Here is a 22,476-nt window from a genome sequence, read left to right as displayed (position 1 = left end):
CTCCGGAATTTGTGATTTCTCCGCGAGCTTCAGGAACGGAAGGCTCCGATGCGAGGTTTTGTCTTAGTGCGGGCGGGGCCGAACGCCGGGCGGCCAAGTCTCTGAACTCCTGAACCTCAAATGCTTTGGCCGAAAGACGCTGAAAAGGTCCGGGACTAAAGTCGGAGTGATGATTCATAAACCGTTCTCGTGTCTCCAGCGGGTAGCTGGCTACTGCCGAATGAGAGGAACAGGAAAGTGGCGGCGACGGAGTTGGATGCCACCTTCAGGTGCGTTGTTGCCACCTAAATTCGAGCGCACGACTCGCCGGCCCGCTGACGACCCGAACCAACTGTGGTCGTCTCGTCGCTGACCGCGCATTTTCTTAGGCAGCCTCTTTTTTCTGAGAGGGCCGGTCGTTATCGGGAACTTCTTTCCGGGAGATCTCTTCTGGCGGCGATTCTTTCTGCGAAGCTTCTTGCTGGGAGGCTTCTTGCTGAGGGGCGCTGTCGCTGACTGCGGCGTCGGGTTTCTCGGGTTCCGACTGAGCCTTGTTGTTGTCCGCTTTGTCCGCCTCGCCGGAAGGTTGGGCCGCAGTCTCTTTGCTGTCCGGCGCTGGAGCTTCAACCGGCTTCTCGGCGGGCTTGAGAGCGGAAGAAATAAGCGCGTCGGTTCTTACTCGCACGGCGCGCCAGCGGACGTTGCTGGCGTTTCCGGCGGCTTCGAGAAACGGCGCCAGCTTCTCGTCGGTGGCGATCCCTTTGGCTTTGAGAAATTGAAGCAGGGCGGCGTTTTGTGTCTCCAAGGGCTCGAGTGAAGCGAATAACTCGTCGAAGATCTGCTTGAGGATTTCTTCGTCCATCTTGGTGTGTCCGATCTTTAGTGGCGATGCCGCTCTTTCAAATCCATTGCGCCTCGAGTCAATTCCCCATAAATAGTGTGCATTTCAAGCCAATTTAGGCGGCAAATTTGCGCCCGAGCTTGCGGGCCTTGTCTGCAATGGTCGGCTGGCTCAGAGGAACACTGGCCTCCCATGGTTCGTCGACGCCGAGCAGGGCGAGTGCTCCTCCGGCCAAAGCCAGGTTCTTGGTGAAATTGATCATGTCGTTCATGCGCTGCTCGGGGTCTTCGCTGTGCCAGAAATCGTGCATCACGGGAGAAACTCCGGCGAGGAAGCCGAGGATGGCGATTGCACCGAGCCGCGGTTTCACGCCGAGCAAAAGGCTGGCGCCGCCGGCGATCAGCGGGATCGCCGAAAGTTTTACCGCCAGTTCACCTTGGGGCACGCCCTTGGACTCGGCGTAGGGCGCCATGGACTTAGCTTGGCGCAGGTGATTGATGCCGTTATAAAGGAAGTAGCCGCCGAAGAGGATGCGACCGATCAGGAATGGAGCTTTCATTTGAGGCCTCGCGCGAGCTGGTTGCCTGGTATTCGATTCGGAGAGCGGGAATGGTGTTGCCCGGTTTCTCGGGGAGCGATGCGAGACCCCGGCCGAGCTTCACTCGGCCGGACGGGCGAGGCGCCCGTGCCTCCACGGGGTGCCGATGTCAAGAGAACAGGCGCATGAAACCCGTCGCGGGCATATCCGGGGAAAGGAAACGGGAATCGTTCCGACCGGCGGCGTGGGCAATAGCTTCGGCGGCGAGATAGCCGCTGCGGACGGCGCCTTCCATGGTGGCGGGCCAGCCGGTGGCGGTCCAGTCGCCGGCCAGGAAGATGCGCGGCCAGGCCGTGGCGGCGGGGCGGTGGGCGTCGATGCCAGGACGCGGAGAGAACGTGGCGTTGACTTCTTTGATGACGGTAGATTTTATGAGCCTGGCATCGCGTGCGCCAGGGAAGAATTCGCGGACTTCGGCGAGCGCAAGGTCGACGATTTCGGTACGGGATTTGTCGATCAGCGTTTTTGAGGAGCTGACGACGAGTTCGATATAGCTCCCATCGCGTTCGTCGCCCGATTGCGCGCGCATGGGTTGCAGACGGGATTTGTGGAACATCCATTGGATGGTGCGATCGAGGAGGACGGCATGGTCGAGATCTGTGATCTGGCGGTCGAACCAGAGGTGGATGCCGGTGATGGGCGCGGTTTCGAAATGGCTGAGTTGCTCGCGGAGGGGTGCGGCCTCGGATGTTTTCGGAAGAACTTTCTCTAGCGCATCGAAAGGGAGCGCTAGAACGAGGAAGTCAAAATCCGCGCCCTCCCGCAAAGAACGCGGCGAGGACGGGGCACCCTCGGTACTTTTTTTTCTTTCAGCCTCTACTTCATTTCGGAGTTGTAGCTGGATGCGGGATCCGTCTGTCCAGAATCCTTCCACTGGTTGGCGGAAGTGCAGTGTACCGCCGCGGGCGCGGATGTAGTCTCCGGCGCGGTTGTAGAGGTCGGTGAGGGGGACGGTGGGCACGCCCATCTGGCGAGCGGCGGGAGATTTCATGGACTCGCGGACGACCTGGGCCGCGGCGGAGATAGAAATCAGATCGAGTTCTTCGCTCAGGGCGCTGACCAGGATGGGGCGCCAGAAGCGCTCGACGGCTCGCTTGGTTTGGCCGTGATGATCGAGCCAGTGCTGGAAGGATTGCCCGGTGTCGCGTTGAGCGGTGCGCGTGAGCGGGATGAGGGCGCGGGCGATGGCGAGCTTGTCGACGGCGCTGAGGAATTGAAATCGCAGGAATGACGGAGCAGTGTGCAGCGGGGCGGGGAGCGGCGAGGATTTCATTACTGAAATGCGGCCGCCGGGTTCGATGAACGTCATCTGGTCATACCAGCGGATTTGGTCGGCGACGCCGATGCGCTCGTAGAACTCGATCAGATTTGTGCAGACGCGGAACAGGACGTGCTGGCAGTTGTCCACGACTTCGCCGGTGCCGGGATGCTCCCACGACGAAGCGCGGCCACCGAGAAAAGGGCGCTTCTCAAAGAGCGTGACGCGGAAACCGGAATCAGACAAGGCGCAGGCGGCGGCGAGTCCGGCTAGTCCGCCTCCGGCGATGGCGACTGTGGGTTGGGTGGGCATCAGGTCAGAATTGTGTTTGATTTTCGCGGCTTGAGAGCGCTGCAAATTACACACCTGGACGAGTTGTTATCGTGATGACATTCGTCTTTGGATACTTCTTCGAGACTATGACCGTTCCCACCTCAGATTGAAATGACATTAGAGTAGTTTTGAAGCGGTACGTTCCTTCGGGGGCGCGAATGCTAAATCGTCCGGAGTCATCGGTGGTCGCCTTTCTGATCTTCTTGCTGTTACCGGGGCCCTGAATTTCGAACAGGACTTTGGGAGCGGGCGTCTTGTTGTCATCAAAGAAGAGATAGCCTTTAACTGAGCTGACCATGAAGGGGCGATCAATTTCGTTGATGATGTGTTCGTTGGGGGACTTAGTGAAATCACCGACCACGTCCTGAGCTGTTGCAAACGTGGCGGCAGCGAGAATACACGCGAGGATCGGGGCGATTCTCACGAACCGATTCCGCATCTGGAAAATCCCCGCTTCTCGCTCAACGAACGGCGAGAAATGGGGCAGCCGGAGTTGGGGTTGTTTCTGGACAATCTCGTTCTCAATCACAACAAGCGCTTCACGAAGCCTTTCGCTAGGATACGGGATTTTTCCCAGGTGCTGAGAGTTACTTTGGCGGTGAAGACGTCGTATTGTTTTTCGGCGATGCGTTCGAGCAGCCGGCTGTAAATGGTTACTAACACCCAGAGCGCGGGCTGGCTGTCTTCGGAAATATAGGGGATCAGATCGATACCGGAGGCGTAGAACTCGCGAGCGCGATTGGCTTCGAGCGCGAGCACGGGCCGGAAGCGCGCGGGATCGGGCGCGGCAAAAAGCTCGGCGGCGGTAAGCTTGAATTTCGATAGATCTTCTTCAGGCAGATAGACGCGGCCCATGGCGGCATCTTCTTTTACGTCGCGAATGATGTTGGTGAGCTGGAAAGCGAGTCCGCAGCGTTCGGCGAGAGGTTCGGCGGCGGGATCGCGATATCCGAAAACGTGAATGCACACCAGGCCGACGACCGACGCAACGCGATAGCAATACAGACGAAGATCTTCGAAAGTTTTGTATTGAACGGCGAGGCCGGGAGCAGCGGCGTTTGGGGTTTCAGCTTCATCGTTGTCCGAGACGACGTGCATGGGAACGTCCATGGCGGTGCCCACGGCAAGTTCGTCGAGCAATCCGGCGGGGATGGAGAAACGGCGCTGGGCGTCGGTGAGGGCGAGCAGAATAGCGTCGTCGGTGGGTTGCCCTTGCTGGGCGCGGTGCAGGGCGTCGAGCCACGCGTCAAGTTTCTGGCGTCGATCCTGTAGAGGTATCGCAGGATCGTCGGCGATATCGTCGCAGCGGCGCATGAAGGCATAGACGGCACAGAGGGCTTCGCGTTTGCGGCGCGGGAGAACGAGGAAGGCGTAGTAGAAGTTTTTCGCCGCCGTACGGGTGATGCCTTTGCAGACGGAGTACGCCATGACGAGCTGCGGCGGAGCGGGCGTCCAGGGAATGGGAACCTGCTGGGTGCCCACGCTCACGACTTGGCTCCGAGGCCGCCAAAGAGTTTGCTCATCGCGGCGCTGGTGACTAGCCACAGTTTGCGAGACTTCGAGATGGAGGGACGATTGGCCAGCACAGCGTAGTCCTGTTTCTCGATGGCATTGAGAATTTCCTGGCCGCCGCTGGTGAAGAGATCCAGATCAATGGCAAGTTCGCGCTCGACTTTGCTGATAAGGGGCAGGCCCTGCCTGAACCAGTCGCGGGCGCGCTCGACTTCGAACTTCATCAGGGTGCGAAAAGCTGGCGTGTTCTGGTTGCGCGCGATGTCATTTTCGCTAACGTTGAAACGCCGCAGGTCTTCGAGAGGGAGATAGACGCGGCCTTTGGCGTAGTCGGTGCTTACGTCTTGCCAGAAGTTGGCGAGTTGCAGGGCGGTGCAGGTGAAATCGGAAAGTTGTTGGCGCTCTGGGTCGCGATATCCGCAGAGATAGAGCACGAGGTGGCCGACGGGATTGGCGGAGTAGCGGCAGTAGGCCAGGACATCATTGAAAGTTTCGAAGCGAGTAACTGTTTGATCCTGGCGGAAGGCGCGCAGCAGGTCGGAGAATTCATATTTGGGGATGTCGAATTCGAGGACGGTTTCGGCGAGAGCCACGAATACGGGATGGCGAGGAGTAGCATCGTAGCAGGCGTCAAGTTGCCGCTCCCATTGCTCGAGCAGTTCGAGCGAGGCGGCCGGGTCGCCGACTTCATCGCCGAGGTCGTCGGAGATGCGGCAGTAGGCATAAACATTGAAAAAATGCTGGCGCAGGCGGGCGGGAAGAAACCAACTGGCGACCGAGAAGTTTTCGTAGTGGGTGCGGGCGAGATGGGCGCAGTACGCGCGGGCTTCGGCCAGCGTGGGCGGGGTCTGGGGGATTGCATAGTTCGCGGGCAGGCGACTCCAGCCGAGCGCGATGGACGTATTGTTGGTAGCAAGTTGGGTCACGGGTGGCAACGGATTGATGATTGTTGATTTTTGATTGAAAGACGCAACGCATAGAGGTCACGAGTTTCAATCAACAATCAAAAATCATCAATCAACATTTCCTCTAGTGGCCGGGAATGATGGCGGTTTTGATGTCGCTGCCGCGGTTCAGCATATGGCGCAGAACCTGCTGCAGGCGCGACAAGGGCGCCTCACCGGTGATGTAGTCGGTGGGGCGAATCTTTTTGGCCGCAATCAATCCGAAGGCCCGGCGAACGGTTTCCGGCGTGTGGTGGAACGTGGCTTTCAGCGTGATTTCGGAATAGTGCAGGCGGTTGGTTTCGAGCTGCACTTTCGTCCCGCTGGCGCAGCCGCCGAAAAAGTTTACGGTACCCCCCTTACGGACCATGTCGACCGCCCACTCCCAGGCTTCGGTGCGGCCGACGGCTTCGACGACCACGTCGCAGCCGCGCTTCTGCGGCGACAACGCGCGGACCGCTTCGACTACATTCGGAACTTTGGTGGTCTGAATAATTTCATGAGCGCCCATATGCTTGGCGGCTTCGACCTGGCTGTCGCGCTTGACCACGGAGATCACATTGCAGCCGATGGCGCGGGCGACCTGCACAAACATCAGGCCGATGGGACCGCCACCCAGAATAGTGACGGTGTCACCGATCTCGACGCCGGTTTCATGCAGCCCACGTAAAACGCAGGCCAGAGGCTCGGTCATTGCGGCCTCTTCGACGCTGACGTTGGGCGGAATAATCAGCATGTTGGCTTCAACGATGCGCTTCGGAACACGAATATATTCCGCGTAAGCTCCGTTATTAAAGAGCAGATCTTCGCAGAGGTTTTCTTGATGCTTGGAGCAGTAGAAGCACATCTGGCAGGGAGCCGAGTTGAGGGCGACGACGCGCATCCCCTTCTTGAAGCCGTTGACGCCGGCCCCGACTTCCTCGATGACTCCGGCGAGTTCGTGGCCGAAGAGCGCGGGAGGGACGATCATGCGGGCATGGTACCCGCGCTGGTATACCTTCAGATCCGTGCCGCAGGTCAATGCGACTTGGACTTTGACCAGAACCTCTCCGTCTCCCACGCGTGGGATCGGTACTTTTTCAATCTTGAGGTCTTCTTTGCCGTACAGGACGGCGGCGGTCATTTTTCCGTTCACTGCTCGTTTCCTTCCAGTTCGTACGGAGCACAGGGGCTGAAGCCCGTCACCCTTGCTGTTGTTACGCGGCCCTAAAGGGCCGCTCTTCCACCATCACACTCTTCCACAATCACGTTACGCGGTTCTTGCTAACCTCCCCAACCTGCGCCGGGCTGAATCATGATCTTCATCGATGAAGGCTGCGGATGAGCGGCCAGATCCAGAGCTTGCGGGCTCTCGGAGAGCGGGAAGCGGTGACTGATCAGCCGTTCCAGATCCATTTCACGGTTCATCACAAAACGTACCGACTCGGGTTGCAGATCGACCGATGCACTGTAGGACCCAACCAGAGTTTTCTCCTCGACACAGACGGCCGCAGGATCGATCAATGTTTCTCCATGCTGCGTTTGCGCAAAAAGCAATACCCGTCCACCGGGACGGGCCACATCCATCGCAGTGCGAATCAGGGAGTTGCCGCCGACGGCGAGGATTACCGCATCGGCGCCACGTCCCTCGGTCAGCTCACGGACATGCTCGACTACATTTATCCGCGAAGCATTAATTGTAAGGTCTAATCCGTAACTTGATCCTATTCTAAGCCTCTCGGGATACAAATCGGAAGTAATTAAGGTGACCCCCGCGCGCCTGGCCAGGATACTCAATATGATGCCAATCGGGCCCTGTCCGATGGTAAGCACGGTTTCGCCCTGGCGCAGGCGCAGGGCCTGGATGCCCTTCATACAGGTGTTTACGGGCTCGACGAACGCTGCCTGTTCGTAGGAGGTGGCGTCCGGAATGCGGACCGTGCCGCGTTCGACGATCCAATCCATGACGCGGACGTATTCGGCGAAGCCGCCGCCGGAAGGCTCGAAGCCAGCCGTGCAGCCGACTTTCTTGTAGGTGGCGCATTGGGCGAAGGTCCTATTCTGACAGTAGAAACACTGCTGGCACGGAATGTGATGGAAGACCATGACACGGTCGCCGGGGCGGAAGTCGCGGACGGCTTCGCCTACGGCGGCGACTTGGCCGGAAGTTTCGTGGCCGAAGATGCGGGGAGCTGAGTGCGAGCCCGTGAAGATTTTCTTAAGATCGGTACCGCACACACCGCAGGAATGCACGCGGAGGAGAATTTCGCCTGGTCCGATTTCGGGGACAGGAACCGATTCGAGACGGACGTCGTTGACGCCGCGGTAGACGGCGGCCTGCATCGTCGCGGGGATGGATTGCGGGGAAGCTTCAACCGCGAGTTGTCCGGCGTGCGCCATCGAGTATCTTAGATGATGGTATTGCGGAGTTTGTTTCAAATCAATGGGATGCGTTGGCGAGGGGAATGCGGGGGGGGGTGGCACCTTGGCGTCGGGTATGGCGGCTTTCAATGAGCTGTCCGGGCGCGGGGGCGAGGACGCCTCCGCGACAGCCGCCGGGACGCCAGCGCTACGAGTAGATTACGATTGATCGGCGGCAGGAGAACCTATGACACGAGCAACAACGACGGCGATTTCGCCATTCTTTATCGTCAGCGATGTCGATCAAAGCATCGCATTTTACTGCGACCGGCTTGGGTTTGAGACGCGATTCAAGGAGCCGAAGCGGAACCCTTTTTTCGCCATCGTCGGCCGCGACGGAGCGCAGATCTTCGTTAAGGCCGACAAGGATGTCTCGCCGCTTCCGAACCCCAAGCGTCATCCGAACATGTTGTGGGATGCCTTCGTCTATGCCCCGGACCCCGACGCTCTCGCCGCCGAATTTGCCGAGCATGGCGCAGAGTTCAGTGCACCGTTGAAAGATACGAGTTCCGGGCTGCGCGGCTTCGAGATTAGCGATCCGGATGGCTACGTGTTGTTCTTCGGGCGGCCAATTGGGGAGTAGCGATGCGTTGTTCTGGGCTGGGATTTTTCATGCCTGCCGCTCGGCTTCTCCCCTTCGACAAGCTCAGGGGAAGCTCTCGCGGGACGGCGACGCGGCCCTCGCCACATGGGTGTGGTATGCTGCGCAATGCTTTTTGGTCTTTAGGATCTCGACTGTGCTGATCGAAATGCGGCTGGAGAACTATGCGGTCATCGACAACCTTGTGGTGGAGTTTGGCCAGGGCCTGAATCTGCTGACGGGTGAGACCGGGGCGGGGAAGTCGATTCTGGTGGATGCGCTCGCGTTGCTGTTGGGCGACAAGGCGTCGAGCGATGTGATTCGCATGGGGGCGGAGCGGGCGGTGGTCTCGGCGGTGTTTGAAATTGAAGGAGCTGCGGAAAGGCCGCTGGCGAAAATTCTCGAATCGAACGGTTTGGACGAGTCGGATGACGGGTCTTTAATACTGCGGCGCGAAATTGCCAGCGGAGGCAAAGGGCGCGTATTTGTGAATAATCAGCCGGCGACGGTGGCGGTGTTGCGGTTCCTGGCGCCGCATCTGGCGACGATTCATGCCCAGAACGAATCGCTGGCATCATCGGACGGACCCACGCGATTGGCGCTGCTGGATGCGTTTGCCGGCAGCCAACTTGAGGCCGTGGAGACGGTATTCGGGGCGTGGAAGGAGATTCGCACGCGCATCCAACAACTTGAGCACGGAGAACAAGACCGGCTTCGACTGGTCGACCTGTGGAATTTCCAGAAAAAAGAGATCGATGACGGGCGCTTGCAGAGTGGGGAAGACGAGAGCCTGGAGACCGAAAAGCGCGTCTTGGCCAACGCGGAAAAAATTTACAATGCAGCGATGAATGCGTTCGATCTGCTCTACGAAGGCAATGGATCGACCGCCTCATCGCTGCGCGCGGCGCAGAAGCAGGTCGAGGAGTTGGTGCGGTACGAGCCGAAATTTCAGGAAGCGCTCGCGGCGCTGGAGACGGCACGCATCAGCGTAGAGGACGTAGGCGCGACCGTTCGCGATTATGCGGGAGGAATTCAGGCTTCGCCGGAACACCTGGCGCAAGTGCAGGATCGGCTGGCGCTGCTCGATCGGCTGAAGCGGAAGTATGGGCCGACGCTCGACGGCGTTATTTCCTTCGGCGCCGACGTTTCGCGGAAGTTGTCGGAGGTCGAGAACAAAGACGAAATTCTGCGGGAGTTGCGCAGCGAGTGGATGAAGGCGGCGGGGGAATATCTGCGCGCGGCGCGGACGCTCTCGAAGAAGCGGGCGGAGGCGGCGCGGCGACTGGAGAAGCTGGTAGAGGCGGAGATCAACGATCTGGCGATGAAGTCGGCATTTCGGGTAGAGATGACTTCGTCGGAGGAAGAAGGGAATTGGAGCGAATCGGGGATCGATCAAGTGCTGTATATGATCTCGACCAATCCAGGCGAGCCGTTGCGGCAATTGGAGCATATCGCGTCGGGCGGGGAATTGTCGCGGGTTATGCTGGCGCTGAAGGCCAGTGTGGAGGCCGGGAAATTCCCACCCTTCGACAAGCTCAGGGCAGGCTTTCTCGCGCACAGAACGCGCGAAAAATGGAGTACCCAAAATTCGTCTCGTACCCAGGATTTATCTCGCAAAGGTCATGAGAAATCGGCCGCGCAGCGAACTTTGGTGTTTGATGAGATTGATACCGGGATCGGCGGGCGGGCGGCCGAGGCGGTGGGGAAGAAGTTGAAGGCTTTGTCGCGCGCGAATCAGGTATTGTGCGTGACGCATCTGCCGCAGATCGCGACGTTTGGCGATCACCATTACGTAATTGAGAAGAAGGAATCGAGTGGGCGCGCGCGGACCAGCATTCGCGAGGTCGCGGGCGAGGAGCGAACCGAGGAAGTGGCGCGCATGCTCAGCGGAGCGAAACTCACCGAGACTTCGCGCAAGCATGCGGAACAGATGATCCGGGCCAACGCCTGAGGCCTGCAAGTTCCATGGCCCTGGAATAGGCCGAATCACGTGGCCCCGGACGCATTCGTCCGGGGCCGGCCTTTTTGCGAAGCTGGCGCGAGCGACGAATGCGTCCGCTGCCACATGAGTTTTTTCGATTAGCGAGAGAGGACTTGAATGCGGCCGGGTTCGTTTTCGGCGACCGTAGTTTTGGCGGAGCCATCGGCTACTTTGATGTTGAAATTGACCGTGATGCGGGCCTGAGTCTCGACTGCCTGGCCATTTTGAAGGACGGGTTTGAATCGCCACTCGCGTACGGCTTGTTCAGCTGCCGAGGTGAGAATCGCGGGGCCGTTAACAACCTTAATGTGCTGAATTACGCCGTCGGCGCCGATGAGAGCTTGCAATACCACCGATCCCTGCACGTTCATGTGCTGCGCCAGCAGCGGGTAGGAAGTCTGGGAGCCGGTCTGGGAAACGTCGGCGGAGAGGTGCTCGCGCTCGGCAGCCTTGGTAGCGGCTGCGAGGGGCTCCGACCCCGGACGGGTGATCTCAACTTTAGTCGCGTTGCTGCCGGGGCGAATGGTGCTGTGTTTGTCCCCGGCTACCACTTCAACTTCAAGCGGAGGCAGGACCGTGCGGGTGACGGCGGGCGCCGCGTCGACTGGCTGCGGCTCAGATGACGCAGGAGCGGTACTGCGGTTCCTGTTAACGACGGCAGATTTTGTTGGCGTGGGAGGCGCGGAAACTGGCCTTCCAGTGACTGGCGCTGCGGCTCTCTTTGTTGCGACGGCGGGCGCCATGACCGCCGGCGTTGCCAATGTGGCCGAACTGTCGTTAAGCCCCGCGGGCGCTGAACCAAACCAGAATTGCCGATCGTTCAGCACTACTCCGGCGAGCGCGATCAGGAGCAGGACCAGCGCCAGAAACAAACGGCGGGATTGCGTGTTCGCGGAGACCACTCTCGCTTGAGAGTTCCCGGTTATCGGTCTGAACGTCGGTCTTGGTCTCAGCTCTAACATGAGGGAGTCTTGTATTTGTTGCGTCAACATGTTGCGTCAGCGGGGCGCTTATCGCAATGGCACGGGGATGGGGGGAGGGGGCACGAATGGGCGGTGCTGGACCTCTGATCGGAAGATCAAATGATCGGAAGATCAAAAGCAAGAACGACCGACAACGTCAAGAGCAATACCAACAGCAGCGGACAGGAGTGTGCGCTCTACATGTCCGGTCGCCGCAGCGCGTAGGACTTGCGGAAAAAAGTCCTACGCGGCGCGGCGATGTTGCTTATTGCGGGGGAGCTACGGCAAACGAGGTCCAGTACGCGTTTCCGTCCGGAGGAATCGGTATGGGCGAACTGGGGCTTGCGGTCAAATCCCCGGTGGTGTGATTGATCACATACACATCGATGCCTCCCTGAAAACTAGACGTGTAGAGATAATTGCCCGTCGGATCGGTACGAATCGGCCCTAGAGCGCCGGCGCTTGTATTCGCCGTGTCTTTAATCCAGGTCAGAGCGCCGGTGGATTGATTGATGCTGAAGATGGAAATAGAGAAGCTATCCCCATTGTGTGCGTACATGAATTTGCCCGTTCCATCGATAGCAAGGGAATCGGGGTTGAAGTTTGATTGGTTTATGCCTCCTATACAGCCGCCCTCGGCGGACCACGGAGAGCCGGAAATCGCAGTCGGGACGCCGCTGCTGCTGTTAATGTCATACCCGGATATGGAGTTGTCGCCGCGATCTGCCGTATACAGATACTTGCCGGCCCAATCGATGGTGTCATTCGGGTTAACCCCGCACCCATTCTTGGGCAGGGGCATCGGGTAGGGCGAGCCTGCTAGCGGCGTCAGATATCCGCTGGAGCTGATTGCAAACGCTTCGATGTAGTTCGAGGTATCGCCCACGTACAAGAACTTTCCGCTAGGATCCACAACCATGGCGTAGGGACCGTTTTGTGTTGCATAAGGAGATCCCGGCGCCTGAACCAGCGATCCGTTGGACTGAACCTGGAAGACTTCGATTCCATCGCCAGGCGCATTTTCGCTGCGGGCGGCGAAAACATAATCCCCGGATGGAGAGACCGCCACAGCTTGCACCGAGCGGCCCACCGGAAACGGCGATCCGGGCACGGGATAGATATATCCGTCATTCCCGTAAATGTAGTAAGCGAAGACGTCGCCGGAGTCCCAATCCGCGACGTAGAGTCGGTATCCACCTTTATCCGTCGCAGCACCTATCGGGAATATGTTCGTGTTTACCGGGCCCTGCAGAGTCTGCGCAAGAGCGCCATCTCCGCCCGCCACGATTGTGTAGCCAATCACGTTGTTGATGTTGTTGGCGCCATTGGGCACCCAGTTGCTCATAGTCAGATAAAAGAATCCTGCGGGAGCGGACTGAGCATTGACGGTGATGGTGACGTTAGCCTTGGCGACGCCTCCGCAGTTATCCCAGGCCTGGACGACCGTATTGTAGGTGCCATTGGCGAGTGAGATGTAACCATTGAGCTTGCCACCGGATACGGTGTACGCGGAAACTCCCGGAGCCGAATAGATGCGGATGGCGGAGATCCCTTTCGAGCATCCAGAGCTGGTAGCAGTGGCGACGAAATGTGTGGGGGCGCTGACCGTTGAGTTATTGGCGGGGCTGGTTACGGTAACGACGGGGGTAGTGGCAAAGGCCGATGCAGCCAGGAGTAGAACCGAACTCAGGCCAAGGCAAGCGCGAACTGTTTGACTCATTTGTATTCAAAAGCTTTGAGCGGTAAGCTCCTCCGCCGGAATTAGAGACTGGTTTGAATCCCCGAGTTGGAGAGGATTTTGCTGTAGAGCAGGCGGTTCGCGGCGCCGCCGCGCGGTGCGCAATCGATTGACGGGCATCCCGCGTACCGCTACGATTAGCTAAAAAATATTAGCTAATATGCAAACAGTCACCATCCACAAAGCCAAGACCAATCTTTCGCGTCTGATCGAAAAGGCATGCCAGGGCGAGGAGATCGTGATTGCGCGCGGATCAAAACCCGTTGTTCGGTTGGTAGCCATCGAAGGCCAGGATGGGAACCGGAAACCGGGAGCCTGGAAGGGACGCGTGAAGCTGGGACCAGAGTTCTTCGAACCTCTGCCGCAGGACGAGTTGGAACATTGGGGGTAAGCCTGCATGCGCTTCCTGTTGGACACTCAGACTTTGATCTGGTGGATGACCGACGATCCTCAGCTTTCGAAGAATGCACGAACCGCTATTGCGCGGGAGGCAAACGCATCGCTAGTAAGTGCGGCGTCGGCTTGGGGAATCGCGATTAAGGTCCGCCTGGGTCGCTTGCCGGCATCGGTGGACTTGGTTCAGGATTTTGTCGCGGACTTGGCGTTGCAGCGAATCGAGATTCTCGAGATCAGCGCCGAACATGGCGTCCGGGCGGGCCTGCTGCCCGGGCCGCACAAAGATCCTTTCGACCGCATGCTCATCGCGCAAGCGCAAGCCGAGGGGATCGCCATCGTCAGCAATGATCGGGCGCTGGATGATTATGGACTGCGCCGTATCTCGTAAGACTTTCTCTGCCTCGTCAAGCCTTACCTTTCACCGTGCGGATTTCACCATTCACTGCTAATCCCCGCTGTTTCTGTGGCTTACGTTGACCATCCCGGTACTTTCCGATAGTTTATTAACTATCATCACAATGGGGATCGTGTATCCTAAACGTAGCAATTTTGCGCCGATTCGCGCATCCCGGTGCATCTAACCGACAGGTCTATAAAGCGATAAGTAGGGGTTCAATGACAGGCGTTCTAGCGAAGAGTAACGGAAAGACTTTACTGCTGCTCAAGCCGCGTGGATTCTGCGCGGGGGTGGTGCGGGCAATTGATGTGGTCCGCATTGCGCTGGAGGCGTTTGGGCCGCCGATTTATGTGCGTAAGGAGATCGTCCACAACAGCTTTGTGGTCGAGGAGCTGCGCGGCAAGGGCGCGATTTTTGTCGACAGTGAGGACGAAGTTCCGAACGGGGAGCGCATTATCTACAGCGCGCACGGAGTTTCGCCCGAGGTGCGCGAGCATAGCGCGCGGCGCGGCTTGCGGGTGATTGATGCGACTTGTCCTCTGGTGACGAAGGTGCACGTCGAGGCGGTGAAATTTGCCAAGGAAGGATATTCGCTCATCCTGATTGGGCACAAGGATCACGATGAGGTGGTCGGAACGCTGGGCGAGGCGCCGCTGGTGACACAGGTGGTGGGATCGCCGGAGCAGGTGAAGCATCTTTCCGTGCCCGATCCAGATCACGTCGCGTATCTGACTCAGACGACGCTGAGCCTGGATGAGACCAAAGATATTATTGCGGCGCTGAAGAAAAAGTTTCCCAACATTAAGGGTCCGGCGGCGCAGGATATCTGTTATGCCACGGAAAATCGGCAGGTCGCCGTGAAGCAGGTGGCTTCTGAAGCCGACTTGCTGCTCGTCGTAGGTTCTGAGAATAGTTCGAATTCGAACCGGCTGGTCGAGGTGGCGCGGAATCTGGGCACGAACGCTCATCTCATCGATAGCTGCAATGACATTGAGGCTGAGTGGTTAAAGGGTGTGAAGACGATCGCGCTCACGGCCGGGGCCTCGGCGCCCGAATGCCTGGTGGAAGAGACCGTCGCGTTTCTGCGCAACAAGGGATTCGGCAACTTGCAGGAACTCGAAGTGATGCCGGAAAACGTACGCTTCGGGCTGCCGCCAGAGATTGTTGAGGCGATCGCGGCGGCCCCGGCTGTGGCAACCGCGGATTAAAGTGCGAGTCGAGAACGTGACTCAGAGGCTGGGTTCGGAGGCTAGGAAATGAACATTGATGAGCGTCTTGACCGGCTTACGGAGCGCCACGAGGCTTTGGCGCAAAGTATTGAGCTTCTCACCCAGGATATCGCTGAGCTTCGGAGCGCGTTTAAGGATTTGGGCTCTTTTACGAAAGATTTAGGCGGGGTTACAAAAAATTTAGCTGGCTTTACGAAAGACATCGCGGAGGGTACTGCACGGTTGTTACACATCGCCGAAATCCACGAACAACGCATCCAGCGACTTGAAGGCGGGCAATGAAGCGTTTCTAGAGGCCGCACTGTCCACATTGAATGCGCATTGATCGTAATAATGAGCAACGGAAATTGAGGAACTGATGGACACGAACTCCCCCGATTCTCATATAGCTGCGGCACCTCTGGGTTCTAATCCCAAACTTACGTTCGGAAAAATTGAGGGACTCGGCGCGCGCGTGAGCGCGGCCGTGGCGGCGGCGCGCAAGTTTTTGTTCTCGCAGCGGCACGAAGAAGGGTACTGGTGCGGCGAACTCGAAGCGGACACGACGCTCGAGTCGGACTACATTCTGCTGCACACTCTGCTCGGCACCGGCAATCTGGAGAGATTTCAAAAGGCGGCGAACTGGATTCTGCGTCATCAAAACGAAGACGGCGGCTGGAGCATTTATGCGGCCGGGCCCTCGAATATTTCGGCTTCGGTGAAGGCCTATTTCGGATTGAAGCTGGCCGGGTACGCGGCCGACCATCCGGCGCTGGCGCGGGCCCGCAAGAAGATTCTGGAGATGGGCGGCGTCACCGAAGTCAATACATTCACCAAGATCTATCTTTGTTTCTTCGGGCAGTATGATTACGATGCGGTGCCGGCGATTCCGCCGGAGATCGTGCTGTTTCCCAACTGGTTCTGGTTCAATATTTACGAAATTTCCTCGTGGTCGCGCGCCATTCTGGTGCCGCTTTCGATCTGCTATGCCAAGAAGCCGTTTAAGAAAATTCCGCGCGAGATGGGTGTAGAGGAATTATTTGTCGGCGGGATGCAGAAGTCGCGCATGCATCTGCACTGGGCGAAGAAGCTGGTTTCATGGCGGAACTTCTTTCTGGTGCTGGATCGTATGACGCATTGGTTTGAGCGCGTGCATGTGCGTCCCCTGCGCTCGATTGCGTTGAAGAGTGCCGAGAAGTGGATGCTGGCGCGCTTCGAGATGAGCGACGGCCTGGGCGCGATTTATCCCTCGATGATGAACGCGATTATTGCGCTGCGCTGCCTGGGATATTCGCTGGACGATCCGCAGGTGATTCGCGCTCTGGATGAATTTGAGAGGCTGGGAATCGAAGAGGAAGATACGTTCCGCATGCAGCCCTGCATGTCGCCGGTCTGGGATACGGCATACGCGCTGTTTGCGTTGGGGGAGGCGGGCGTGCCGACGAACGATCCGCGGATGGTGAAAAGCGCCGACTGGATTCTACAGAAGCAAGTCCGCAACGTCGGCGACTGGAAAGTCAAAAATAAGGCGGGGCAGCCGGGCGGCTGGTACTTCGAGTTTAACAACGAGTTTTATCCGGATGTCGATGATAGCGCGATGGTTTGCCTTGGGCTGAGCCGCGTGGAACATCCCAATGGACGGTACCAGCGCGAGTCGGTGCAGCGCGCCATCGACTGGATTTTTTCCATGCAGTGCAAAAACGGCGGCTGGGCGTCGTTCGACAAAGATAACGACAAGATGGTGTTTCAGTACATCCCGTTCGCCGATCACAACGCCATGCTCGATCCGCCGACCGTCGATATTACAGGGCGCATCCTCGAGATGCTCGCGACTTACGGCTATAGCCAGACGCATCCGGCGGTGCAGCGTGCGATCTCCTTCGTGAAAAAAGCCCAGGAGCCGGACGGCAGTTGGTTCGGGCGTTGGGGCGTGAATTACATTTACGGCACGGCGCTGGTGCTGCGCGGCCTGGAAGCGATTGGCATGGATTTGCACGAGCCCTGCATTCAGCAGGGCGCGGAATGGCTGCGCATGGTGCAGAACGCCGACGGCGGCTGGGGCGAAACCGTTGGATCGTATGACGATCCGAATCTGCGCGGAGTGGGCGAGAGCACGCCGTCACAGACCGCGTGGGCAGTCCTGGGCCTGCTCGCGGCCAACGACATTCGCAGCGACTCGGTGGCGCGCGGCGTGGCCTACCTGCTGCGCACGCAGAGAAAAGATGGCTCGTGGGACGAGCCGTTCTTCACCGGCACCGGCTTCCCGCGCGTGTTCTATCTGATGTACCACCTCTACCGCGATTATTTCCCGCTGCTGGCGCTGACCACGTATGGGAAGGTGATGGAGAAGGCGGGAAGGTAGCAGCAATTAGTGTTGAGCCAAAGAACTGCGAAATAACGAAAAGACTGAGGAGGGAGTTTAATTCCCTCCCCAAATCGTGGCATCCGTTAGTCCAGCAACTTGAAAGGGTTTTGCCGTTTCTCGGGCCTCGACTGCGCCAGGGAGCAGCTAGGCTGAGATGCTCGTTGCGCGTCCGTCTTCAGGGTGTCCAAGACCACATCATAGATGGTTCGATTTACGTTGTCTCCAAACGGACTACCGTTTGGATTTACCGTTCCCCTGTAGCGAAACCGGTTACCAAACGCATCTGCGAATTCCACATCGATATACGCCAGGCTTATGGAGTAGATACCCAGCGATGGCAACGTGTGCAACTCATTAGGTTGCGCGATTCCGTCGTAGTTTTCGTCAATCCAGATTCGGAGGTTTTCCCAGACGGAGTCGCGCCCATCGATCACGCCGTCCCCGTTTCCTCCATTTTCTGGCGTGTCATAGACGGCCAGAGCCAAGAATCCGTTGGGATGAAGCGACGGGGGCTGAGGGGTGAAATTGCCGAACAGTTCTTTCCCAGTCGTTACCTGGCCATTGCGCGGCAGCGCAAGCCATCCATTTCCTGAATCGGCTGCCGGCCAGCCTAGCTTGATCTTGAAACCGTCGCCGCTGATGTCAAACATGACCCCATCCTCCGCCGACGTGAAGTGAAATCCATTGCCTGTGGTATCGATGACGATGGGAGAAGTTTCGATCACGCAAGCGCAGGCGGGAAATGGGTTCCAATCCTGACCGGCCGGGCAGCCCGATTCAGGCGGCATACAGGTCGAGCAGCTACAGATTGGATAGCCCTGCCAGGTTTCATTGCTGGGGCACTGAGTCTGACTATTGCTGCATTGGCCGCTTCCGCCCCCGCCGCCGCTGCCACCTCCACCTCCACCTCCGCCGCCCCCACCAGTGCCGCCAATGGCGGCGCCAGCGAGCCTCGCGTCGCCGCAGGGATCTGTGCTTGGGTTCAGGGCAACGTCGTTTCCCGAGTCGTTGGTGTTCACGAACGGGTTCATCACAGTGTCACCCGCCACCCATGCGGATGTAACATCATTCAAGCCCATGCCGTGGCCGATTTCATGTTCGGTATTTTTCTGGAAGGCCGTTGAGTATCCCGGCGAGGTTGAGCTAAAGATGGGGCTCCCTCCGACACTAATTAGGGTGTTTGATACCAATAGTTGTCGTAGCACTTGTCGTCAATCCATTGGACGTATTAAATTGTGTCTGAGCGACAACCCCTACAGGCGTGGTTCCATTCGTAAAAGACCAAGTAGGTGGAATTACGCCCGCTGCGGGAGCGAATTGTATCCCGGAGCCATTAGTGGCATTTGCCGAGTTCCACGTGTCTATACCGGCTAGAATCTGGCTATTCTCGGTCGCATTGGAAGCTATATTGGCATTTATGGAATAGTAGATTGTTGTATTTTTGGCAAAATGAGCGGAGGTGTTCGAAGGGCATTGCGCCATGATCGACGCTGGGAAAAACAGCACAAGAAGCAGCCACGCTTTCTTCATATTCCCTCCGGTTGCTTTCCTAGGACGGGAGAGAAATGACGCTTGCAAGATGCTGCAATGGCGGCCCTGACTTCGGCCAGAAACGCGGACTCGTTGCTGAGGCTGGGAATAGAAGATTGGCCAAACGTATTGGCCTTAAAGGGAGCGACGCTCCCATTTGTCAACTCGAACGAGCCAACCCCAAAAGCTTCGAACGTGTCAGTGGCCTTCAGGTGTCCGAGAAACAGTAGATACCGACGGCCAATCACAAACAAAGGAAAATCGTTAATCTTGACCCGAACGCTGCGGCCATTGATTGTCGCTTGTCCGCCAGGACGGGTTACGATGATCGAGGAATTTTCAAGCTTGGTCGCGCCCGTGTTCTTCAGTACAGACTCGACCTGAAAACGGTAATCGGTGAAAAGCCCGCCCCCATCGGCAGTCGTATTTGCCTCCGCCGACGTTGGTGTTGCTACTACCACCGCATCGGCGTCGCAGGAGACACCCCGTAGGTTCATGTTTGGATAGGGATTGCGTCTGGCTTCCTTTATCGCCTCCGGGTCGGTTATGGAGTAGGAATCTAGCTCCACAGTGGTGTTGACATCATGCCCGTCTAGCGTTTCCTGTTCGATATTCTTGGTGCCGGAGAAATAGCGCGAGAAGAGGGTTCTGTGTTGAGCCTTGACGTTATCTGGGATCGGCTCTGAAACGCGCTGCCCCGAGGCCAGAACGGCTGCCGACAGAAGTATCGTCAGAACGAGGGAATCAATTTTTCGATGCAAGGTTTTCTTCCTCCAAGACCAAGGTGGTTTCATGTGGCTCCGATAGTAAGCCTGCGAACGCACTATAGGCCAGAATTACCGTGTGATCAGTCATCGGCTATTTTGTTACGAAAGCCGAAAACCCTGATTCAACCACTGCGGGGAATGCTCAGTGGTGTTGACGACGCTGCGGGAATGCCTTGATCGCCGCGAAACCTATTTTGTTACGTAAGCCGAACAAACAAGACTTCCACCGAATCCTTCCCGGTGTTGACAATGTGCGCTGGGTGCTGAATGCTGAATGCTGAATGCTCGCTTTCGTCACCGGCGCCACCGGATTCCTCGGCTCGCACGTTGCGCGTGCGCTCGCCGATCAGGGCGCGGAGCTGCGGCTGCTGGTGCGACCTACCAGCAATCTGCGCAACCTTGAGGGCCTGGACAAAGGCGGGCTCAAGGCTGAGACCGCGGTCGGAGATCTGCGCGACCCTGGTTCCCTCGAAAAAGCGATGGCGGGATGCGAGACGGTTTTTCACGTGGCTGCCGACTACCGGCTCTGGGTGCGCGACCCAGACGAAATGTACCGCTCCAACGTCGAGGGCACCCGCGCGATTCTTGACGCCGCGCGGAAGAATTGCGTGCGGCGCGTAGTCTATACGTCGAGCGTGGCGACCATTGGGTTCAATAGCAACGGGCAGCCTGCGGACGAAGATTCTCCGGTGTCGCTGGCCGATATGATCGGGCATTACAAGCGGTCGAAATTTATGGCGGAGCAGCTAGCGCTGGAGGCCGGGCGCAGCGGGATGCATGTAGTGACGGTGAATCCGACGACGCCGGTGGGAGAGCAGGATGTGAAGCCGACGCCGACGGGCCGGATTGTGGTCGATTTCATGAAGCGCAAGTTTCCAGCGTACGTCGAGACCGGATTGAATCTCGTTGATGTGAAGGTCTGCGCGCAGGGGCATGTGGCAGCGCTGGAAAAAGGGAAGTCCGGTAAGCGGTATATCTTGGGCGGAGAAGACCTCACGCTCAAGCAGATTCTCGACACGCTCGGCAAAATCACCGGGCTGCCGTCGCCGAGAGTGAAGTTGCCGTACTTCTTCGCGTTCGCTACCGGCATCGTGGATGAAGCGATTACCGGGCGGCTGTTGCACCGCGAGCCTCGGGCCACAGTCGATACGGTGCGCATGGGAAGGAAGAAAATGTTTGCCAGCTCCGCCAAGGCCGAGCTCGAATTGGGATGGAAAATTGTTCCAGTCGAAGCGGCACTGCGCCGGGCGGTGGAATGGTTCCGGGCGAATGGCTATGTGTAACTTCCAGCAAAAGCAGGTTTCTCGACTTCGCAAAATGGCGCGCTGCGCTTGCCATTTCGCTTCGCTCGAAATGACAAACGGCTTTACGCTGACGAAATGACAGACGGTTTTACGCTGAGGTTTCCAGTCCGATATGCCTAGAGTTGCCATCGTCGCCGCGCTGGAGCGGGAAGTTCGTCCGCTGGTGAAGCAGTGGCGCGTGAGCGAGAAGGATGTCGACGGTCGCCGCCTTCGTTTTTTCGAGAAAGATGACATAGTACTGATTTGCGGAGGAATTGGGGCGGAAGCGGCTCGCCGCGCGGCCGAAGCGGTGATCGCTCTGTACGCGCCGCAGGCGGTATATTCCGCGGGTTTTGCGGGAGCAATTGACTCCGCTCTGAAGGTTGGACACATTTTACAGCCACGGCGAGTGATGAATGCCGGCGACGGCAGCAGCGTGCAACTGGATCGCGGAGAGGGAGTACTGGTGACCTTCGGATCGGTGGCAAGTCCGGAGCAGAAGGCGAGACTGCGAAATTCGTATGCCGCGCAGGCCGTCGACATGGAAGCGGCAGCGGTCGCGCGCGCGGCTGAGTTGCGAGGCGTACGATTCGCGGTAGTGAAAGTGATTTCCGACGAATTCGATTTCACTTTTCCAGATATGTCCCGCTTCGTCGATTCCAGCGGACGGTTTCTGGAAGGTCGATTCGCGTGGTTTACCGCGTGGCGGCCGTGGCTATGGCCGCAGGTTGCAAAGCTGGCGCGGAACAGTCATCGCGCCTCGAACGTTTTATGCGACTGGTTGCGAAACATGAACACGGCGTCGATGATAACCCGTTCGGCGCATCGTGCGATGGAGGAAGCGAACCGGAAATGAATCGTGTCGCGCTCGCAGTTCTCGCATGGATACTGATGGCGACGCCCTCCCTCGCCCAGAGCGCAACGCCCACCCTGTATGCGGAGAGCTACCGGCAGGGTTCGACGCGTATCACGGAAGAGACGTTCGAGGCGAAACTTACTCCGGAAAACGCGTATTATCACGAGCCCATCAAGGACTCCACAGGCAAAGACCGTTACGATCTGAGCATTACACCGCGGATGCCCGGCGGCGACGACCGCATTACGTCCTGGGTGGTAAGGTTGAAAGACTTCCATCACGACATTTTTTTCAATCTGCTGATGGCGAACCAGGAACCTTCCGAAGATGCGAAGAACAATCTATGGAAGCTGGACCCCAACCGCCTTGGCCCGGTGCCGATTCGCGCCAGGAGGGTCATCAAAGTAGAGGGATTTTACGTAGTGATTCGGGTAAAGGATCTGCACTTCACGCCGCTCGATTCGCCGTATCTGGATTCGATGGAAGTGCAGTTCGCATTGACCAACAGCGACCCAAGATCGAGCCACTAAGAGGATTCGTTGACCGAA

Annotated in this window: 23 protein-coding genes; 10 read left to right on the top strand and 13 right to left on the bottom strand. The window is 58.0% G+C overall.

Annotated features, from left to right (window positions below; genetic code table 11):
* Window positions 1-364: 364 nt before the first annotated feature.
* The 8 genes from VGM18_05675 to VGM18_05640 form a co-directional block, all read right to left on the bottom strand.
* Entirely contained in the window at window positions 365-841 is a 477-nt protein-coding gene (locus tag VGM18_05675; GenBank protein ID HEY3972472.1) for a hypothetical protein, read from the bottom strand.
* A gap of 94 nt (window positions 842-935) precedes the next feature.
* The gene (locus tag VGM18_05670) at window positions 936-1,379 is read right to left on the bottom strand and encodes a DoxX family protein (GenBank protein ID HEY3972471.1); all 444 of its coding nucleotides are present in this window, start codon (window positions 1,377-1,379) and stop codon (window positions 936-938) included.
* Window positions 1,380-1,527: 148 nt separating this feature from the next.
* Window positions 1,528-2,988 carry a hydroxysqualene dehydroxylase HpnE gene (gene hpnE / locus VGM18_05665; protein HEY3972470.1) on the bottom strand — a complete coding sequence of 487 codons (1,461 nt, stop codon included), beginning with the start codon at window positions 2,986-2,988 and terminating at the stop codon, window positions 1,528-1,530.
* Window positions 2,989-3,034: 46 nt separating this feature from the next.
* Window positions 3,035-3,538 (bottom strand): hypothetical protein, encoded by a 504-nt coding sequence (locus tag VGM18_05660; protein ID HEY3972469.1) that lies wholly within the window; start codon window positions 3,536-3,538, stop codon window positions 3,035-3,037.
* Window positions 3,535-4,497 (bottom strand): phytoene/squalene synthase family protein, encoded by a 963-nt coding sequence (locus tag VGM18_05655; GenBank protein ID HEY3972468.1) that lies wholly within the window; start codon window positions 4,495-4,497, stop codon window positions 3,535-3,537. Before VGM18_05655 ends, VGM18_05660 begins: the two co-directional genes overlap by 4 nt.
* On the bottom strand, window positions 4,494-5,447 hold the full coding sequence (gene hpnC / locus VGM18_05650) for a squalene synthase HpnC (protein HEY3972467.1): 954 nt from the start codon (window positions 5,445-5,447) through the stop codon (window positions 4,494-4,496). The genes VGM18_05655 and hpnC overlap by 4 nt, the downstream gene beginning before the upstream one ends.
* 103 nt (window positions 5,448-5,550) lie before the next feature.
* Window positions 5,551-6,600 carry a zinc-binding dehydrogenase gene (locus VGM18_05645; GenBank protein ID HEY3972466.1) on the bottom strand — a complete coding sequence of 350 codons (1,050 nt, stop codon included), beginning with the start codon at window positions 6,598-6,600 and terminating at the stop codon, window positions 5,551-5,553.
* A gap of 128 nt (window positions 6,601-6,728) precedes the next feature.
* Window positions 6,729-7,844: a zinc-dependent dehydrogenase gene (locus VGM18_05640; GenBank protein HEY3972465.1), complete on the bottom strand. Its 1,116-nt coding sequence runs from the start codon at window positions 7,842-7,844 to the stop codon at window positions 6,729-6,731.
* 208 nt (window positions 7,845-8,052) lie between these two features.
* Between VGM18_05640 and VGM18_05635 the strand changes: the two genes are divergently transcribed.
* A complete protein-coding gene (locus VGM18_05635) occupies window positions 8,053-8,448 on the top strand; it encodes a VOC family protein (GenBank protein HEY3972464.1) in 396 nt (131 codons plus the stop codon).
* 154 nt (window positions 8,449-8,602) lie between these two features.
* Window positions 8,603-10,396, top strand: coding sequence for a DNA repair protein RecN (locus VGM18_05630; GenBank protein HEY3972463.1), 1,794 nt, complete (start codon window positions 8,603-8,605; stop codon window positions 10,394-10,396).
* Between the two features lie 128 nt (window positions 10,397-10,524).
* Here VGM18_05630 and VGM18_05625 read toward each other — a convergent pair whose 3' ends face one another.
* Together VGM18_05625 and VGM18_05620 are read right to left on the bottom strand one after the other, a co-directional pair.
* A complete protein-coding gene (locus VGM18_05625) occupies window positions 10,525-11,328 on the bottom strand; it encodes a TonB family protein (protein HEY3972462.1) in 804 nt (267 codons plus the stop codon).
* 325 nt (window positions 11,329-11,653) lie between these two features.
* Window positions 11,654-13,108, bottom strand: coding sequence for a beta-propeller fold lactonase family protein (locus tag VGM18_05620; GenBank protein HEY3972461.1), 1,455 nt, complete (start codon window positions 13,106-13,108; stop codon window positions 11,654-11,656).
* Between the two features lie 178 nt (window positions 13,109-13,286).
* Here VGM18_05620 and VGM18_05615 point away from each other — a divergent pair, with 178 nt between their 5' ends.
* The 5 genes from VGM18_05615 (at window position 13,287) to shc (ending at window position 17,489) form a co-directional block, all read left to right on the top strand.
* Window positions 13,287-13,517: a type II toxin-antitoxin system prevent-host-death family antitoxin gene (locus tag VGM18_05615; protein HEY3972460.1), complete on the top strand. Its 231-nt coding sequence runs from the start codon at window positions 13,287-13,289 to the stop codon at window positions 13,515-13,517.
* 6 nt (window positions 13,518-13,523) lie between these two features.
* Window positions 13,524-13,910 (top strand): type II toxin-antitoxin system VapC family toxin, encoded by a 387-nt coding sequence (locus VGM18_05610; GenBank protein ID HEY3972459.1) that lies wholly within the window; start codon window positions 13,524-13,526, stop codon window positions 13,908-13,910.
* Between the two features lie 227 nt (window positions 13,911-14,137).
* Window positions 14,138-15,127: a 4-hydroxy-3-methylbut-2-enyl diphosphate reductase gene (locus tag VGM18_05605; protein HEY3972458.1), complete on the top strand. Its 990-nt coding sequence runs from the start codon at window positions 14,138-14,140 to the stop codon at window positions 15,125-15,127.
* 48 nt (window positions 15,128-15,175) lie between these two features.
* On the top strand, window positions 15,176-15,430 hold the full coding sequence (locus tag VGM18_05600) for a hypothetical protein (GenBank protein ID HEY3972457.1): 255 nt from the start codon (window positions 15,176-15,178) through the stop codon (window positions 15,428-15,430).
* A 76-nt stretch (window positions 15,431-15,506) separates the two neighbouring features.
* Window positions 15,507-17,489, top strand: a complete 1,983-nt coding sequence (gene shc / locus VGM18_05595; protein ID HEY3972456.1) for a squalene--hopene cyclase — start codon at window positions 15,507-15,509, stop codon at window positions 17,487-17,489.
* A gap of 86 nt (window positions 17,490-17,575) precedes the next feature.
* Here shc and VGM18_05590 read toward each other — a convergent pair whose 3' ends face one another.
* The 3 genes from VGM18_05590 to VGM18_05580 form a co-directional block, all read right to left on the bottom strand.
* Window positions 17,576-18,571, bottom strand: coding sequence for a hypothetical protein (locus VGM18_05590; GenBank protein HEY3972455.1), 996 nt, complete (start codon window positions 18,569-18,571; stop codon window positions 17,576-17,578).
* Window positions 18,572-18,659: 88 nt separating this feature from the next.
* On the bottom strand, window positions 18,660-19,022 hold the full coding sequence (locus VGM18_05585; GenBank protein ID HEY3972454.1) for a hypothetical protein: 363 nt from the start codon (window positions 19,020-19,022) through the stop codon (window positions 18,660-18,662).
* Window positions 19,019-19,783: a hypothetical protein gene (locus VGM18_05580; GenBank protein HEY3972453.1), complete on the bottom strand. Its 765-nt coding sequence runs from the start codon at window positions 19,781-19,783 to the stop codon at window positions 19,019-19,021. Before VGM18_05580 ends, VGM18_05585 begins: the two co-directional genes overlap by 4 nt.
* A 287-nt stretch (window positions 19,784-20,070) precedes the next feature.
* Between VGM18_05580 and hpnA the strand changes: the two genes are divergently transcribed.
* From hpnA to VGM18_05565, 3 genes are all read left to right on the top strand, one after another.
* The gene (hpnA, locus tag VGM18_05575; GenBank protein HEY3972452.1) at window positions 20,071-21,072 is read left to right on the top strand and encodes a hopanoid-associated sugar epimerase; all 1,002 of its coding nucleotides are present in this window, start codon (window positions 20,071-20,073) and stop codon (window positions 21,070-21,072) included.
* 133 nt (window positions 21,073-21,205) lie between these two features.
* Entirely contained in the window at window positions 21,206-21,928 is a 723-nt protein-coding gene (locus tag VGM18_05570; GenBank protein ID HEY3972451.1) for a hypothetical protein, read from the top strand.
* Window positions 21,925-22,458 (top strand): hypothetical protein, encoded by a 534-nt coding sequence (locus VGM18_05565; GenBank protein HEY3972450.1) that lies wholly within the window; start codon window positions 21,925-21,927, stop codon window positions 22,456-22,458. Before VGM18_05570 ends, VGM18_05565 begins: the two co-directional genes overlap by 4 nt.
* The last annotated feature ends 18 nt before the right edge of the window (window positions 22,459-22,476 follow it).

Origin of the sequence: Candidatus Sulfotelmatobacter sp. (assembly GCA_036500765.1) — a bacterium.
Classification (GTDB): domain Bacteria; phylum Acidobacteriota; class Terriglobia; order Terriglobales; family Acidobacteriaceae; genus Sulfotelmatobacter.
This window is presented reverse-complemented; position numbering and strand designations above follow the sequence as displayed.